11 protein-coding genes are annotated in these 16,368 nt (G+C 54.8%); 6 read left to right on the top strand and 5 right to left on the bottom strand.

The window, feature by feature from the left end:
- Positions 1-11: 11 nt before the first annotated feature.
- The gene (gene dcuC / locus BZK42_RS17020; RefSeq protein ID WP_080859555.1) at positions 12-1,379 is read right to left on the bottom strand and encodes an anaerobic C4-dicarboxylate transporter DcuC; all 1,368 of its coding nucleotides are present in this window, start codon (positions 1,377-1,379) and stop codon (positions 12-14) included.
- Positions 1,380-1,738: 359 nt separating this feature from the next.
- Between dcuC and nanR the strand changes: the two genes are divergently transcribed.
- The 6 genes from nanR to nanQ all read left to right on the top strand — a co-directional run bounded on the left by nanR (position 1,739) and on the right by nanQ (position 7,238).
- Positions 1,739-2,530 (top strand): transcriptional regulator NanR, encoded by a 792-nt coding sequence (gene nanR / locus BZK42_RS17015; protein ID WP_016154704.1) that lies wholly within the window; start codon positions 1,739-1,741, stop codon positions 2,528-2,530.
- Positions 2,531-2,664: 134 nt separating this feature from the next.
- Positions 2,665-3,558, top strand: coding sequence for an N-acetylneuraminate lyase (gene nanA / locus BZK42_RS17010; RefSeq protein WP_016154703.1), 894 nt, complete (start codon positions 2,665-2,667; stop codon positions 3,556-3,558).
- Between the two features lie 116 nt (positions 3,559-3,674).
- Positions 3,675-5,165: a sialic acid transporter NanT gene (gene nanT / locus BZK42_RS17005; protein WP_016154702.1), complete on the top strand. Its 1,491-nt coding sequence runs from the start codon at positions 3,675-3,677 to the stop codon at positions 5,163-5,165.
- A gap of 47 nt (positions 5,166-5,212) precedes the next feature.
- Positions 5,213-5,902, top strand: coding sequence for an N-acetylmannosamine-6-phosphate 2-epimerase (locus BZK42_RS17000; protein WP_019077794.1), 690 nt, complete (start codon positions 5,213-5,215; stop codon positions 5,900-5,902).
- Positions 5,899-6,768 (top strand): N-acetylmannosamine kinase, encoded by an 870-nt coding sequence (gene nanK, locus BZK42_RS16995; protein ID WP_053389264.1) that lies wholly within the window; start codon positions 5,899-5,901, stop codon positions 6,766-6,768. Before BZK42_RS17000 ends, nanK begins: the two co-directional genes overlap by 4 nt.
- Positions 6,769-6,770: 2 nt before the next feature.
- Positions 6,771-7,238 (top strand): N-acetylneuraminate anomerase, encoded by a 468-nt coding sequence (gene nanQ, locus BZK42_RS16990; RefSeq protein ID WP_047358529.1) that lies wholly within the window; start codon positions 6,771-6,773, stop codon positions 7,236-7,238.
- Positions 7,239-7,298: 60 nt separating this feature from the next.
- Here nanQ and BZK42_RS16985 read toward each other — a convergent pair whose 3' ends face one another.
- The 4 genes from BZK42_RS16985 to gltB all read right to left on the bottom strand — a co-directional run bounded on the left by BZK42_RS16985 (position 7,299) and on the right by gltB (position 15,896).
- On the bottom strand, positions 7,299-8,579 hold the full coding sequence (locus BZK42_RS16985) for a cytosine deaminase (protein ID WP_047358528.1): 1,281 nt from the start codon (positions 8,577-8,579) through the stop codon (positions 7,299-7,301).
- On the bottom strand, positions 8,569-9,819 hold the full coding sequence (codB, locus tag BZK42_RS16980; protein ID WP_016154697.1) for a cytosine permease: 1,251 nt from the start codon (positions 9,817-9,819) through the stop codon (positions 8,569-8,571). Before codB ends, BZK42_RS16985 begins: the two co-directional genes overlap by 11 nt.
- A gap of 185 nt (positions 9,820-10,004) precedes the next feature.
- The gene (locus BZK42_RS16970) at positions 10,005-11,423 is read right to left on the bottom strand and encodes a glutamate synthase small subunit (RefSeq protein WP_016154696.1); all 1,419 of its coding nucleotides are present in this window, start codon (positions 11,421-11,423) and stop codon (positions 10,005-10,007) included.
- 12 nt (positions 11,424-11,435) lie between these two features.
- Complete coding sequence (gltB, locus tag BZK42_RS16965; RefSeq protein ID WP_049040924.1) at positions 11,436-15,896, bottom strand: glutamate synthase large subunit; 4,461 nt, start codon at positions 15,894-15,896, stop codon at positions 11,436-11,438.
- Positions 15,897-16,368: the final 472 nt, after the last annotated feature.

Below are 16,368 nucleotides of genomic sequence, written 5' to 3'. Positions count from 1 at the left end.
TGCCTTCGGGATCAGTAAAACAGCGTGATGGTGACTATCATATTGACCACAAATCCCACCGCCATCGGGATGGCCGTACGTTTTACCACTTCAAAGGGCGATACGCCCGCAATACCTGATGTCACCACAATGACCGCTGTAATGGGGGATACCGCCCGGGCCAGCGTAGTAGCAAAATGCATCGGCATAATCATCACTACCGCAGGAATATGTAGTCCGGCGGCAATATCTGGAATCAGGCTGGCAAAAGACATAAACGGCGCGTTACCTGACCCCATGACAATCGCACAGGCGGCAATGACCACGGCCATGATGATCATCACGCCGATACCGCCAAGGCCGGAATGCTCTGCACCTTTTATTACAGCGTCGACAGTCCCGATAGTCGTCAACCCTTTCGCAAAGATCTCACCGGCGACCACCAGCGTGACAACGTTGGCAAACTGGGTTCCCATGCCGTCAAAGAAGGCCTGCACGTCATCCATCGTTTCGCGCAGATTATGTTTATGCAGGAACTCGACAAACATCGTCAGCGTCATGCTCATCAGCATGACCACCACCAGATTCAGCTCTGTTTTCATTAACCCCATATGCGCCAGGGCAAGCGAGCCCAACATCAGAAGCAACGGCATGACGGGTAGAATGGCGTAATAGAGAGGTGGCACGTTTTCCAGCGTCTTTTGTTCAGCGAATCCGTTGCTTTCCGGGAATGCTTTTTTATCAAACTGCCGCTGAACGAAAAAATGTGCAATAGCGACGGCGACGATAACGCACGATGCGACGGGTAACTGATAGTGAAAGAAGTAGGTAGCGATTTTCATGCCCGCCACCTGCGCGGCAAAAATAGAGTTGGTTTCCAGAATGCCCCATTCAATTGACATTGAAGTGGCAATGACCGCCACTGCGGATAAACGGCTCACGCCAAGACTGACCAGCGTCGGGAAGAGCGTCACCATCAGCAGCATGCCTAACCCGGAAGCGCTGGTGATGAACTGCGCCATGATCTGACCAATCACATAGGTGGCGGCAAGAACAACATAGGGTGAGCGGATTAGCTTAAGCGGGCGGCTTAACAGGCTAACCATCGCTCTGCTGGCCCCCATCCTGTCCATATAACGGGCATAACCACCTACCGCCATGATTGATAACCCTAGTCCGGCCGCCCGATTGGAAAGCATACGCAGAATTTCGTTGTAAATATCGACCAGTAGATAGCCGCTGCTCTTGTCGTCAGCGACCAGCGCGCCGTAGCCTAGCCAGACGCCGCAGATCATCAGGAAGATCCCCGCGGCTGCCAGCACTACCTGCGGTTTGTAGTTTTTGAGGATCAGGTAACCCATCGTTAATAAAACGATGACAGAGATAATGATGCCGAACATTGTTTCACTCCATGCCAGAGAAGAAGATAAATCCGGTAATAACGCTGTTGTCCAAACGGATGTTATATTTTTTCGGGCGATTTTTATGGAGTGAATATCTTATTTTTAATTCGATGTTTAAATTATTTATCGTTATAAAATAGATGGTTATGATAATTTATCACGTTCATGTTCATAAATTTCACGAAGCGAATATGATTGTTTTCAATTAAAGATAAGCTGAATGTTTTAGCGTAACAAAATATCCGGATGGGTTAGACCGCCAATAAGCCCGACAGTCTGATTGACCATCATTTCACCCTGCTTTCGATCCTGTGTTAGGATAAACCCGCTGTTATTTGTCACCACGACTTAGCTGAATGGGCCCTATGAACGCATTTGATTCGCAAGCTGAAGACTCTCCATCCACCATTGGCCGTAGCTTACGCAACCGCCCGCTGGCGCGTAAAAAGCTGTCTGAAATGGTTGAAGAAGAACTGGAGCAGATGATTCGTCGTCGGGAATTTGGCGAGGGCGAACAGTTGCCGTCTGAGCGGGAGCTGATGGCCTTCTTTAACGTGGGCCGTCCTTCTGTACGAGAAGCGCTGGCAGCGTTAAAACGCAAAGGTCTGGTGCAAATCAACAATGGCGAGCGCGCCCGCGTTTCGCGTCCTTCAGCTGATACCATTATCAGCGAGCTGTCCGGTATGGCGAAAGATTTCCTCGCGCATCCCGGCGGCATTGCCCACTTCGAACAGCTGCGACTGTTCTTTGAATCCAGCCTGGTACGATACGCCGCAGAACATGCGACGGATGAGCAAATCGACAGACTGGCGAAAGCACTGGAGATCAACAGCCAGTCGCTCGATGACAATACGCTGTTCATTCGCTCGGACGTTGATTTTCATCGCATACTGGCGGAGATCCCGGGCAATCCCATCTTTATGGCTATCCATGTTGCGCTGTTAGACTGGCTAATTGCCGCCCGTCCGACCGTGGCCGACCAAGAGTTGTATGAGCACAATAACGTGAGTTATCAGCAGCATATCGCTATTGTGGACGCGATTCGTCAGCGCGACCCTGAGGAAGCTGACCGCGCACTGCAAGAACATCTCAACAGCGTTTCCGCTACCTGGCACGCCTTCAGCAAAAGTAAAAAATTGCGTAAGTAATCGCGATCCTGACGATCGTTTAGTGAGGCAGATCGCACTATAAGCGTTCTGTATTGTATTGCTGCTTATTTGATCTGGTATAACAGGTATAAAGGTATGCAGTCAGATAACACTAATCATCATCAGAGGTAGCTATGGCAAGAGATTTAAAAGGCGTAATGCCAGCGTTGTTAACCCCATTCGATAGCCAACAGCGACTGGACATTGAGAGCCTGCGCCGCCTGGTGCGTTTCAACATTGGGCAAGGGATCGACGGGCTCTATGTCGGTGGGTCTACGGGTGAGGCATTTGTCCAAAACCGCGCTGAGAGAGAGCAGGTACTGGAAATTGTTGCCGAAGAAGCGAAAGGCAAGGTGACGCTGATCGCTCACGTTGGCACAGTGAGTACCGAAGAGAGCCAACAGCTGGCGAGTGCCGCGCATCGCTACGGCTTTGATGCGGTTTCAGCCGTCACACCGTTTTACTATCCGTTCAGCTTTGAAGAGCACTGCGATCACTACCGCGCAATTATTGATTCCGCTGATGGCTTGCCGATGGTGGTCTATAACATCCCGGCGCTGAGCGGCGTAAAACTGACGCTGGATCAGATCAACACGCTGGTGACGTTGCCGGGCGTTGGCGCGCTGAAGCAAACCTCAGGCGATCTCTATCAGATGGAACAGATCCGCCGCGCTCACCCCGATCTGGTGCTTTATAACGGTTATGACGAGATCTTCGCTTCTGGTCTGCTGGCGGGCGCTGATGGCGGTATCGGTAGCACTTACAACATTATGGGATGGCGTTATCAGGGAATTGTGAAAGCGCTCAAAGAAGGCGACATCCGGACGGCGCAAAAGCTGCAAACCGAGTGCAATAAGGTTATCGATCTGCTCATTAAGGTTGGCGTGTTCCGCGGCCTGAAGACTGTATTGCACTATATGGACGTGGTTTCTGTTCCGCTGTGCCGTAAACCATTTGCCCCGGTAGATGAACAATATCTGCCGGAACTGAAAGCGCTGGCCCAGCAATTAATGCTGGAACGCGACTGATCGGACGCCGGATAGCACAATGCTTATCCGGCCTGCAAAAACAAGACTCGTAGGCCGGATAAGGCGAATCCGCCATCCGGCACCACAACGAAAATAAAGATCGTCGGGAGAGTAAAATGAGTACTTCTACCCAGAGCATCCCGTGGTATCGCCATCTCAATCGGGCGCAATGGCGGGCATTTTCCGCCGCCTGGCTGGGATATTTGCTTGATGGTTTTGATTTTGTATTAATCGCCCTTGTGCTGACGGAAGTACAAGGCGAATTCGGACTGACGACGGTGCAGGCGGCCAGTCTGATCTCGGCCGCTTTTATCTCCCGCTGGTTTGGTGGGTTAATGCTGGGCGCGATGGGCGACCGTTATGGACGCCGCCTGGCGATGGTCACCAGTATCATTCTGTTCTCTGTGGGGACGCTGGCCTGCGGCTTCGCGCCGGGCTACACCACCATGTTTATCGCCCGCCTGGTTATCGGTATGGGGATGGCTGGTGAGTACGGCTCCAGCGCAACTTATGTTATTGAAAGCTGGCCCAGGCACCTGCGAAACAAAGCCAGCGGCTTCCTGATTTCCGGCTTCTCTGTAGGCGCAGTGATCGCCGCCCAGGTCTACAGCCTGGTGGTCCCGGTCTGGGGATGGCGCGCGCTGTTCTTCATCGGCATTTTGCCGATTATCTTCGCCCTCTGGCTGCGTAAAAATATTCCGGAAGCGGAAGACTGGAAAGAGAAACACGAAGGCAAAGCGCCGGTACGCACGATGGTGGACATTCTCTACCGGGGCGAACATCGGGTTATCAATATTGTGATGACTCTCGCCGCCGCAACCGCGCTGTGGTTCTGCTTTGCAGGCAACCTGCAAAATGCGGCTATCGTGGCGGTCCTTGGCCTGATATGCGCGTTTATCTTCATTAGTTTTATGGTGCAAAGCAGCGGGAAACGCTGGCCGACGGGCGTCATGCTGATGGTGGTTGTGCTGTTTGCCTTCCTTTACTCATGGCCGATTCAGGCGCTGCTGCCAACCTATCTGAAAACTGAACTGCTGTATGACCCTTCCACTGTCGCCAGGGTGCTCTTCTTTAGCGGCTTTGGCGCGGCGGTCGGTTGTTGCGTCGGTGGTTTTCTTGGCGACTGGCTGGGCACGCGTAAGGCCTATGTCTGCAGTCTGCTGGCTTCGCAGTTGCTGATTATTCCAGTGTTTGCGATTGGCGGCTCAAACGTCTGGGTACTGGGTTTACTGCTGTTTTTCCAGCAAATGCTCGGTCAGGGGATCTCCGGGATCTTACCAAAACTGATTGGCGGCTATTTCGATACCGACCAGCGTGCGGCGGGTCTGGGCTTCACCTACAACGTGGGTGCACTGGGCGGGGCGTTGGCACCGATCATCGGTGCGCTGATTGCCCAACGACTGGATCTGGGCACCGCGTTGGGATCGCTCTCTTTCGGCCTGACATTTGTGGTGATCCTGCTGATTGGTCTCGATATGCCGTCTCGCGTACAGCGCTGGCTGCGGCCTGAAGCATTGCGTACGCATGATGCCATTGATGGCAAACCGTTTAGCGGGGCCGTGCCGTTCGGCGGCGACAAAAGCACCATGGTGAAATCCAAAAGTTAATCCGTTTGCCCGGTCCTGCGCCGGGCAATAGTCATAAGGGAATAAGCATGTCGTTACTTGAACAACTGGATATCAAGATTGCCGCGAACGGCGGGCTGATTGTCTCCTGCCAGCCTGTTCCTGACAGCCCGTTAGATAAACCGGAAATTGTTGCGGCGATGGCGCTGGCCGCAGAACAGGCTGGCGCGGTGGCGTTACGCATTGAAGGGGTGGAAAACCTGAAAGCGACCAGGGCGGTAGTTTCGGTGCCGATTATCGGCATTCTCAAACGTGACCTTGATGACTCTCCGGTTCGCATCACCGCATATCTCGAGGATGTTGATGCGTTAGCGCAGGCAGGCGCTGACATCATCGCCATCGACGGTACCGATCGCGTACGTCCGGTACCTGTAGAAACCTTACTGGCACGTATTCATCATCACCAACGCCTTGCGATGGCTGACTGTTCGTCCATGGCGGATGGCATGGCCTGCCAGAAACTCGGTGCCGAAATCATTGGCACTACCCTTTCTGGTTATACCACGCCAGAAACGCCCGAAGAGCCGGATCTGGCTCTGGTGAAGTCTTTAAGCGACGCGGGTTGTCGGGTGATTGCTGAAGGACGTTACAACACGCCAGCGCAGGCCGCTGAGGCGATGCGTCATGGCGCATGGGCGGTGACAGTCGGCTCAGCCATTACCCGGCTGGAGCACATTTGCCAGTGGTACAACACAGCGCTTAAAAAGGCGGTGCTATGACCACGCTGTCGATTGATATTGGCGGCACCAAACTGGCTGTCGCACTGGTAGACAGCAGCCTGCAAATTCAAGAGCGTCATGAATTGCCGACGCCCGCCAGCAAAACACCGGATGCTCTGCGTGCCGCGTTACAAGCACTGGTTGCGCTGCTACAGGGGCAGGCAACGCGGGTGGCGATCGCCTCAACGGGGATTATCCGCGACGGTTCTCTACTGGCGCTGAACCCGCACAACCTCGGCGGGCTGCTGCATTTTCCTCTGGTGCAAACGCTAAAAGATCTCACCGCTTTGCCGACGCTGGCAGTCAATGACGCGCAGGCCGCGGCGTGGGCTGAGTATCATGCGCTTGGCGGCGAGTACCGCGATATGGTGTTTATCACCGTCTCCACCGGTGTAGGCGGCGGGGTGGTAAATGATGGGAAGCTGCTGACCGGGATTGGCGGTCTGGCCGGGCATCTGGGACATACGCTGGCTGATCCGCATGGGCCGGTGTGCGGTTGCGGGCGTGTGGGTTGTGTCGAGGCGATCGCTTCCGGTCGTGGGATCGCGGCGGCTGCCGAAGGCGCGCTTGCTGGATGCGACGCCAAAACCATTTTTAGCCGCGCCGGGCAGGGTGATGAGCAGGCCAGTCGGTTGATCCATCGTTCGGCACGTACATTGGCAAGGCTTGTCGCCGATGTGAAGGCCACGATCGATTGCCAGATTGTGGTGATTGGCGGCAGCGTGGGGCTGGCAGAAGGGTATCTGGCGCTGGTGGAAAACTATCTGGCACAAGAGCCTTCGGCTTACCACGTAGAATTACGGGCGGCGCATTACCGTCATGACGCTGGATTACTGGGGGCCGCGCTGTTGGCCCAGGGAGATTGATTATGATGTCAGATGAGTTGCGTTCATTGCCTTCTGCCGGATTACATCCGGTCTTGCAGCAGGCGTTAACGCTGGCTGTTGCGGCGAATCCGCAGGAGAAAACGCCAGGGCGCTACGAGTTGCAGGGCGATAATATTTTTATGAATGTTATGCAATTTGCAACGCAGAGCCCGGAGCAAAAGAAAGCGGAACTGCACAGGGAGTACATTGATATTCAGGTGCTGTTATCTGGTGAAGAACGCATTCTGTTCGGGATGGCTGATTCTGCTCGTCAGTGCGAAGAGATGCACGTGGAGGATGATTATCAGCTGTGTAGCCAGATTGCCGATGAGCAGGCGATGGTACTGAAGCCGGGAAGATTTGTGATTTTTATGCCGGGCGAGCCGCATAAGCCGGGCTGCGTGGTACAGGCTCCGATGGACATCAAAAAGGTGGTGATCAAGGTGCGCGCCAGTTTATTACACACCTGACGATGAGAGTGACGGTGTCGGATGGCAAGGCTTGCGCCATCCGACACCGGATATTACAACCTAGCGCTTAAACGTCACCGCTTCTGGCTGCGTCAGATGCAGCGTCGTTTGGCTCGGCACAGTCTCGGCAATGATTCGCCCGTGACGAATGGAATAACGTGCAGGCGTCTGGCGACGAACCGCGTCAAACCCATTCTCTGCCGGTAAAATCACCAGGTTCGCGGAATTCCCCACGCTCAGACCGTAGTCCTGCAGGTGCAGGGTTTTCGCGCTGTGGGTGGTGATCAGATTCAGGCCATCGTTAATTTGTCCGTATCCCATCAGCTGGCACACATGTAACCCCATGTGCAGTACCTGCAGCATATTCGCGGTGCCCAGCGGATACCACGGATCGAAGACGTCATCATGGCCGAAGCAGACGTTGATCTCCGCCTCCAGCATCTCTTTGACGCGTGTGACGCCGCGGCGTTTAGGATACGTGTCAAAGCGCCCTTGCAGGTGAATATTCACCAGTGGATTCGCGACAAAGTTAATGCCGGACATTTTCAACAGGCGGAAAAGACGGGAAGCATACGCGCCGTTATAGGAGTGCATTGCCGTAGTATGGCTGGCGGTCACGCGCTCGCCCATATTGTCGCGATGGGCCAGCGCCGCGACGGTTTCAACAAAGCGTGATTGCTCATCGTCAATTTCGTCACAGTGCACGTCGATAAGTCTGTCGTATTTTTGCGCGAGGGCGAAAATTTTGTGCAACGACTCCACGCCATATTCACGCGTAAATTCAAAGTGGGGGATAGCGCCAATGACGTCGGCCCCCAAACGCACGGCTTCCTCTAATAACGCTTCACCGTTGGGATAAGAAAGAATGCCCTCTTGCGGGAACGCGACAATCTGTAGCTCTACCCACGGAGCGACTTCTTGCTTCACCTCCAGCATGGCTTTCAGCGCGGTCAGCGTTGGGTCGGAAACGTCAACGTGAGTGCGGACATACTGGATGCCGTTGGCCATCTGCCACTTAAGAGTCTGCATGGCGCGCGCTTTCACGTCATCGTGAGTGAGCATTGCCTTACGTTCGGCCCAGCGCTCAATGCCTTCAAATAACGTACCAGACTGGTTCCAGCTCGGCTCCCCCGCGGTTTGCGTGGTATCCAGGTGGATATGTGGCTCAACGAACGGTGGGATTGCCAGGCCACCTTCGGCATCAAGCACTTCCCCCTGCGGCAACGTAACGGCGTCCTGAGCCTCAATTCGGCTGAAGCGTCCGTTTTCAACCGTGAGCTGCCACAATCCTTCGCGTCCCTGTAAACGCGCCTGACGAATGGTGATGTTATTATTCTGCATGGCTGACCTCTGGTGATTTAGCAAGGCTGCGATTGAAAAGTGGGTTCAGCAGGATATAGCTGAATACGCCGCCGAGTACGGCGTTGACGGGCACGATACCGGGAATATAGTGACCGGCGGCAATGCCCAGTGCAACGGACAGGATAGCTATCCAGTTTACGGAAATAAATTGTGCTTTGCTGAAGTCGGCATATCGGCGATGGTTCAGCAGATAGTCGGCGATAATCACTCCACCAATTGGAGGAATCGCTGCCGACAAAAATGTCAGCCAACCGACAAAGTTATTGTAAAGCCACAGTGCGCACAGTGTGCCGATAATACCGTTAGCCACCGACAGCGAACGGCTGGAAAGGCCGGTAATATTGGCAAATCCCAAACCTGAAGCGTAGAGCGCATTGTCGTTGGTGGTCCAGATATTCAGGCCGAGCACCACAATCGCGGGCAGCAGCAGGCCCTGAGCAATCATCACGTCAGAGATGTCCGCCTGTCCAACAGCGGCGGCACCCGCAGCGCCGAAGATAAACATCAACGAGTTGCCAAGGAAAAATGCCACCATAGCAATCAGTACCGCACCTTTGGCGTTGCGGCCAAAGCGGACAAAGTCGGCGGTTAACGTGCCTGCGCTGATAAATGAGCCGACCACCAGCGCCAGTGCGGTGGAGAAATTCAGCGGTGTCTGCGGCACTATCGCTTTTAAATGGTCTAAACCGCCAACATCGCTCACCGCCAGCCAGACGGAGTAGCTGCCAAGAACGACGATGGCAGGTACGGCGATGATAGATAAAACGGTCAGCGCCGAGATGCCAAAAAAGATAGTCAGGGTCATCAACAGACCGGAAACCGCAATCAGAACATTGACGTCAATCCCCGTCGCTTTGCCAACCGGGATAGCAAACATGGCCACACCAACGCCAAACCAGCCTACCTGTGTACCGCCTAAGAGCAGTGAGGGAAGCCATGAACCTTTCAAACCAAATGAGTAACGTGCCAGAAGGTGGGTTGAGAGCCCTGTTTTTGCGCCGATAAAACCGAGAAATGCAGTGTAAATACCGAGGAGAAGATTACCGAAGAGAACTGCAAGGAAGAAATCATTATAGGAAAGACCGGTACCGAGTGTGCCACCGGTCCACATACTGGCGGAAAAAAATGTGAGTCCCAACATGACAAACGTTAGTGGAATCACGCCCTTCCGCGCCGCCAGAGGGACGGGGCCCTGGCTATAATTGTTGTCCTGCGACACAACGCCTCCATGAATTTTGCCCAAAAAATCCGCCGCATAATATACAGTTCTCAGAATAAAGCAAACGTTTCCGTATGTTTTTTTAGTTCTCTTTCACGGTGTTGATAGAGGGGAGGGGGCAGGGGTATTGCGAGGAATCTGGCATCTCATCAGCGTTTGAAGATGAGATGCCAGAGGACGCTTACTTACACTTCCAGGTAGTTCAGGATACCGTCTGCCGCTTTACGACCTTCGGCAATCGCGGTGACTACAAGATCCGAACCACGCACGATGTCGCCACCAGCGAAGATTTTTGGGTTGCTGGTCTGGAAGGCGTTATCGCTGCGTTCCGGAGCAATAATACGGCCCTGAGAATCCAGCTCGACGCTGTGCTCTTTCAGCCACTCCATGCTGTGCGGGCGGAAGCCAAACGCCAGTACCACCGCATCAGCCGGAACAACGTGCTCGGAACCGGCGACGATCTCCGCGCGGCGACGCCCCTTCGCATCCGGTTCGCCCATTTCGGTGCGCGCCATTTTCACGCCGCACACTTTACCGTTGGCATTCACTTCCACGCCTAAAGGCTGGACGTTGAACTGGAACTCGACGCCTTCTTCACGCGCGTTTTTCACCTCGCGTTTGGAACCCGGCATGTTCTCTTCGTCGCGGCGATAGGCGCAGATTACGTGTGCCGCGTTCTGGCGAACCGAGGTCCGCACGCAGTCCATCGCGGTATCGCCACCGCCGAGAACAACGACGCGTTTGCCTTCCATGCTGATGTACGGCTCATCACTGCTTTCGCCAAATCCCATCAACTGTTTGGTATTGGCGATCAGGAACGGCAGGGCATCAAATACGCCGGAAGCGTCTTCGTTTTCCAGCCCACCGCGCATCGACTGATAGGTACCTACACCAAGGAACACGGCATCGTAATCCTTCAGCAGATCGTTAAGCTGCACGTCGCGGCCCACTTCCACGTTTAGTTTGAACTCAATGCCCATACCAGTGAAGATTTCACGGCGACGGGTCATGACCTCTTTCTCCAGCTTGAATGCCGGGATCCCGAAGGTCAGCAGACCGCCGATTTCTGGGTGGCGGTCAAATACCACCGCCTTCACGCCGTTGCGGGTCAGCACATCAGCACAGGCCAGGCCCGCCGGACCTGCACCGATGATCGCCACGCGCTTGTCCGTCTGGCGAACGCCAGTCATATCCGGACGCCAGCCCATCTCGAACGCTTTATCGTTGATATAGCGCTCTATGTTGCCGATAGTCACCGCACCGAACTCATCGTTTAGCGTGCAGGATCCTTCACAAAGACGATCCTGCGGGCACACTCGGCCACAGACTTCCGGCAGAGTGTTAGTCTGGTGCGACAGTTCTGCCGCTTCAAAAATACGTCCCTCATTCGCCAGCTTAAGCCAGTTCGGAATGTAGTTATGTACCGGGCACTTCCACTCGCAGTACGGGTTGCCGCAGGAAAGACAGCGATCAGCCTGTGCTTTGGCCTGGCCTTCGGAAAACGGCTCGTAGATCTCGATAAATTCGATCTTACGGATCTTCAGCGGTTTCTTCGGTGGATCAACGCGCTGCAGGTCGATAAATTGGTATACGTTCTGACTCATTGCTGCTACCCCTTACTGCGCCTGCACACGCAGCTCTGCTGCGCTACGACTACGGTGACCCAACAGTGCTTTCACATCACTGGATTTCGGTTTTACCAGCGCGAATTTCGCCGAGAATGCTGGCCAGTTCGCCAGGATCTCTTCGCCGTGTGAAGAACCGGTATGTTGTACATGCTCGGTAATCAGACCGCGCAGGTGTTCCTCATGAATAGCCAGCGAGTCCACGCTCAGTACTTCTACCAGTTCCGGGTTCACGCGTTTGCGGAATTCACCGTCTTCGTCGAGCACGTAGGCGAATCCGCCGGTCATGCCTGCACCGAAGTTGACGCCGGTTTTGCCGAGAATACACACGATGCCGCCGGTCATATATTCACAGCCGTTGTCGCCAATACCTTCAACCACGGTAATAGCGCCGGAGTTACGCACCGCAAAACGCTCACCCGCACGACCCGCAGCAAACAGGCGGCCACCGGTAGCACCATACAGGCAGGTGTTACCAATGATGCTCGCCTCATGGCTACGGAAAGCAGAGCCAACCGGAGGACGCACTGCCAGCAGGCCGCCCGCCATGCCTTTACCGACATAGTCGTTGGCATCGCCGGTCAGATACAGCTCCACGCCGCCCGCGTTCCACACGCCGAAGCTCTGGCCTGCGGTACCGCTGAAGTGCGCTTTAATCGGGTCAGATGCCAGCCCCTGATCGCCATGCGTCTGAGCGATATAGCCCGACAGCGATGCGCCGACGGAACGGTCGGTGTTGCGGATATCGAACCAGAAGGTTTTGCTCTGGCGCTCGTCGACAAACGGTTTCGCCTGCTGTAGCAGCTGGGCGTTCAGCACGCCGTTATCAAACGGCGGATTGTTTTCAGTGCAATGCAGCGCTTTACCTGGATGCGGTTCAGCGGTTTCCAGCAGACGAGACAGCTCCAGTTTCTGCTGCTTGGCGGTAAACCCTTCCAGCTCTTTGAGCAGGTCGGTACGACCAATCAGATCCACCAGACGTTTCACGCCCAGTTGCGCCATCAGCTCGCGGGTTTCGCGGGCGATAAATTCAAAGTAGTTAGTCACTTTGAACGGCAGGCCGTGATAGTGGTTCTTACGCAGTTTGTCATCCTGAGTTGCCACGCCGGTTGCGCAGTTGTTTAGATGGCAAATACGCAGGTATTTACAGCCCAGCGCGACCATGGGGCCGGTGCCGAAACCGAAGCTTTCTGCACCCAAAATTGCCGCTTTAATGATATCGACGCCGGTTTTCAGACCGCCATCGACCTGCAGACGGATCTTGTGACGCAGACCGTTAGCCACCAGCGCCTGCTGAGTTTCCACCAGCCCCAGCTCCCACGGGCAGCCCGCGTATTTTACCGAGGAGAGTGGGCTTGCCCCGGTACCGCCGTCGTAACCGGCAATGGTAATCAGATCCGCATAGGCTTTCGCCACGCCGGTCGCAATAGTGCCGACGCCTGGTTCGGAAACCAGCTTCACCGAGATCATCGCTTTCGGGTTGACCTGTTTCAGGTCGAAAATCAGCTGCGCTAAGTCCTCGATAGAGTAGATATCGTGGTGCGGCGGCGGGGAGATCAGCGTCACGCCCGGCACCGAATAACGCAGTTTGGCGATGTACGGGGTGACTTTATCACCCGGTAACTGACCGCCTTCGCCCGGCTTCGCGCCTTGAGCGACTTTAATCTGAATGACATCAGCATTGACCAGGTACGCTGGGGTTACGCCAAAGCGACCGGAAGCCACCTGCTTAATGCGCGACACCTTGTTAGTGCCGTAGCGCGCCGGATCTTCGCCGCCTTCACCGGAGTTCGAGTTACCGCCGATGCTGTTCATGGCTTCGGCCAGCGCCTCGTGTGCTTCCGGGCTTAATGCCCCGATAGACATCGCTGCGGTATCAAAGCGTTTAAACAGTTCGGTTGCGGGTTCTACTTCGCTAATGCTTACGGCTTCATCGCCAGGTGTAATCGCCAGCAGATCGCGCAGCGTGGCCGCCGGACGCTCATTGACCAGCTTTGCATATTCCTGATAGTCGCTGTACTCGCCGCTTTGTACTGCCTGTTGCAGCGTGCGCACCACGTCCGGGTTGTAGGCGTGGTATTCGCCGCCGTGAACGTACTTCAGCAAACCGCCCTGGCTGATAGGCTTACGCGCCAGCCAGGCATGTTTGGAGAGGTTCAGCAGATCCTGCTGGAAGTCGGTAAAACCCGCGCCGCTGATGCGACTGACCACGCCTTGGAAGCATAAAGCCACAACATCATCGTGCAGACCAACGGCTTCAAACAGCTTCGAGCAGCGGTAAGAGGCGATGGTCGAGATGCCCATTTTGGACATGATTTTGTACAGACCCTTGTTGATGCCGTTACGGTAGTTCAGCATCACGGTCCGGTAATCTTTGGCAATCGCTTGAGTGTCGATCAGACGTCCCAGCGTTTCATACGCCAGATACGGATAAATGGCCGTCGCGCCAAAACCGAGCAGAACGGCAAAATGGTGCGGGTCACGGGCGCTGGCGGTTTCAACGATGATGTTGGCATCGCAACGCAGGCTTTGTTCTACCAGACGTGTTTGTACTGCGCCAACGGCCATCGGTGCCGGAACCGGCAAGCGGTTTTTTGCGATATTACGGTCAGAGAGCACCAGCAGCACCGTGCCGTTACGCACCATCTGTTCAGCCTTATCGCACAATGCTTTGACGGTCTCTTCGAGCGTGGTTTCAGTCACGTCGAAGGTGATATCCAGTCGGTCAGCGCGATAATGCTCCTCTTTCATGGTGGTGAGCTGGGTGAAATCGGAGTACAGCAGGATCGGCGACTTAAAGCTCAGACGGTGCGCCTGACCTTCGGCTTCGCAGAAGACGTTCATCTCACGACCGATGCTGGTGGCCAGCGACATGACGTGCGCTTCACGCAGCGGGTCGATCGGCGGGTTGGTGACTTGGGCAAACTGCTGGCGGAAGTAGTCATAAATGATGCGCGGCTGGCTGGAGAGCACGGCAAACGGGGTATCATCACCCATTGAACCGACCGCTTCCTGACCATTTTCACCGAGCACGCGGATAACGGAATCCAGCTCTTCAGCGCTGTAGTTAAACTGTTTCTGGTAGCTGGCGAGGGTGTCATCGTCCAGTTCACGGCTGCCGACCTGATCGTCAGCCAGGTCTTCGAAAGGCACCAGACGGCGGACGTTCTTCTCCATCCACTCTTTGTACGGGTGGCGGCTTTTCAGATCGTCATCGGTTTCAGCCGAATGCAGAATGCGCCCGCTGCGGGTATCGATAACCATCAGCTCCCCTGGGCCGACGCGACCTTTCTCAACCACTTCATCCGGCTGATAATCCCAGATCCCGACTTCAGAAGCGCAGGTAATCAGCTTGTCTTTGGTGATGACGTAGCGCGCCGGACGCAGGCCGTTGCGGTCAAGGTTACAGGCGGCAAAGCGACCGTCGGACATAACGATACCCGCCGGACCATCCCACGGCTCCATGTGCATGGAGTTAAAGTCGAAGAACGCGCGCAGCTCCGGGTCCATATCCGGGTTATTCTGCCAGGCCGGCGGCACCAGTAGACGCATGGCGCGGATGATATCCATCCCACCAGCCAGCAGCAGTTCCAGCATGTTATCCATTGAGCTGGAGTCGGAGCCGGTTTCGTTAACGAACGGTGCGGCGTCGTGCAGATCAGGGATCAGCGGCGTCTGGAATTTATAGGTACGAGCGCGCGCCCACTGGCGGTTGCCGGTGATGGTGTTGATTTCACCATTGTGCGCCAGGTAGCGAAACGGTTGCGCCAGCGGCCAGCGTGGTACGGTGTTGGTGGAGAAGCGCTGGTGGAACAGGCAGATGGCCGATTCCAGACGCAGGTCCGCCAGGTCCAGGTAAAAGCGCGGCAGATCCGCCGGCATACACAGACCTTTATAGATATTGACCAGGTTCGACAAGCTACAGACGTAGAAGTCTTTATCTTCCTGGAGGCGTTTTTCGATACGACGGCGCGCGATGAACAGGCGACGCTCCATATCACGCGGACGCCAGCCCGCAGGGGCATTAACAAAAATTTGCTCGATACGAGGCAGGGAGGAGAGCGCAATTTCACCGAGAACACCTTCGTTAGTCGGCACGTCGCGCCAGCCGACAATCGACAGGGTCTCCTGCTGTAATTCTTCTTCTACAATGCGACGAGAAGCCGCTGCCAGCTCAGCGTCTTTATTTAAAAAGATCATGCCGACGGCGTAGTTTTTGGCTAAACGCCAGCCGCGCTCTTGCGCTACGATGCGGAAAAAGCGGTCAGGTTTTTGTAACAGCAGGCCGCAACCATCGCCGGTTTTTCCATCGGCAAGAATTGCGCCACGGTGCTGCATGCGGGCCAGTGCGTGTATGGCGGTACGCACTACCTTGTGGCTAGGTTCGCCTTCTATGTGGGCGATCAGGCCGAAACCACAGTTATCCCTCTCAAGGGATTTATCGTACAACATATCAGTGAACCTCCCCAGGCTCTGCGGGATTCCCATCTGGACCGTTGCGCACGGGCACACCAAGAGCATGGCGACGGGGTTTGCGTGTCATACGCTTACCTCGCATTCGCCCTCTTTATCCTTTTCGCACAGGTCAAACAAGTTTGAGGACTTGCTTCAGAGGGAATCTCAATTACTGCATAAATATGATGAGCAGACTGCTCATCCAGAAAGCTTCCAGCGGATTTCCAAGTTATCGGGAATCCACACACAGGTCAAATGGCAATCTTATTTATGCAAAAATGTGCTATTGGGCAATTAACTTTATGAAAATATTGAAATAAAAGGGTTTTATACATTGATATAACCTGAGGAGGATGCCCTGGGAAGTGTGATCTGTCTCACTGTAAGAGAGGCCGGATATCTCTCGTCCTCCCTTTGTTTATCGATATACTTGGCATTTTATGCTGGTTTTTAGAGTTTTGGCGTCTTA

Source organism: Citrobacter braakii (genome assembly GCF_002075345.1).
Lineage (GTDB): Bacteria > Pseudomonadota > Gammaproteobacteria > Enterobacterales > Enterobacteriaceae > Citrobacter > Citrobacter braakii.
Note: the sequence above shows the minus strand (reverse complement) of the source record. Positions and strands in the feature narration are given on the sequence as shown.

Bases quoted from the DNA above. Each gene is read 5' to 3' on its own strand.
- dcuC (WP_080859555.1), bottom strand. From the start codon at position 1,379: ATGTTCGGCATCATTATCTCTGTCATCGTTTTATTAACGATGGGTTAC.
- nanR (WP_016154704.1), top strand. From the start codon at position 1,739: ATGGGCCCTATGAACGCATTTGATTCGCAAGCTGAAGACTCTCCATCC.
- nanA (WP_016154703.1), top strand. From the start codon at position 2,665: ATGGCAAGAGATTTAAAAGGCGTAATGCCAGCGTTGTTAACCCCATTC.
- nanT (WP_016154702.1), top strand. From the start codon at position 3,675: ATGAGTACTTCTACCCAGAGCATCCCGTGGTATCGCCATCTCAATCGG.
- BZK42_RS17000 (WP_019077794.1), top strand. From the start codon at position 5,213: ATGTCGTTACTTGAACAACTGGATATCAAGATTGCCGCGAACGGCGGG.
- nanK (WP_053389264.1), top strand. From the start codon at position 5,899: ATGACCACGCTGTCGATTGATATTGGCGGCACCAAACTGGCTGTCGCA.
- nanQ (WP_047358529.1), top strand. From the start codon at position 6,771: ATGATGTCAGATGAGTTGCGTTCATTGCCTTCTGCCGGATTACATCCG.
- BZK42_RS16985 (WP_047358528.1), bottom strand. From the start codon at position 8,579: ATGCAGAATAATAACATCACCATTCGTCAGGCGCGTTTACAGGGACGC.
- BZK42_RS16970 (WP_016154696.1), bottom strand. From the start codon at position 11,423: ATGAGTCAGAACGTATACCAATTTATCGACCTGCAGCGCGTTGATCCA.
- gltB (WP_049040924.1), bottom strand. From the start codon at position 15,896: ATGTTGTACGATAAATCCCTTGAGAGGGATAACTGTGGTTTCGGCCTG.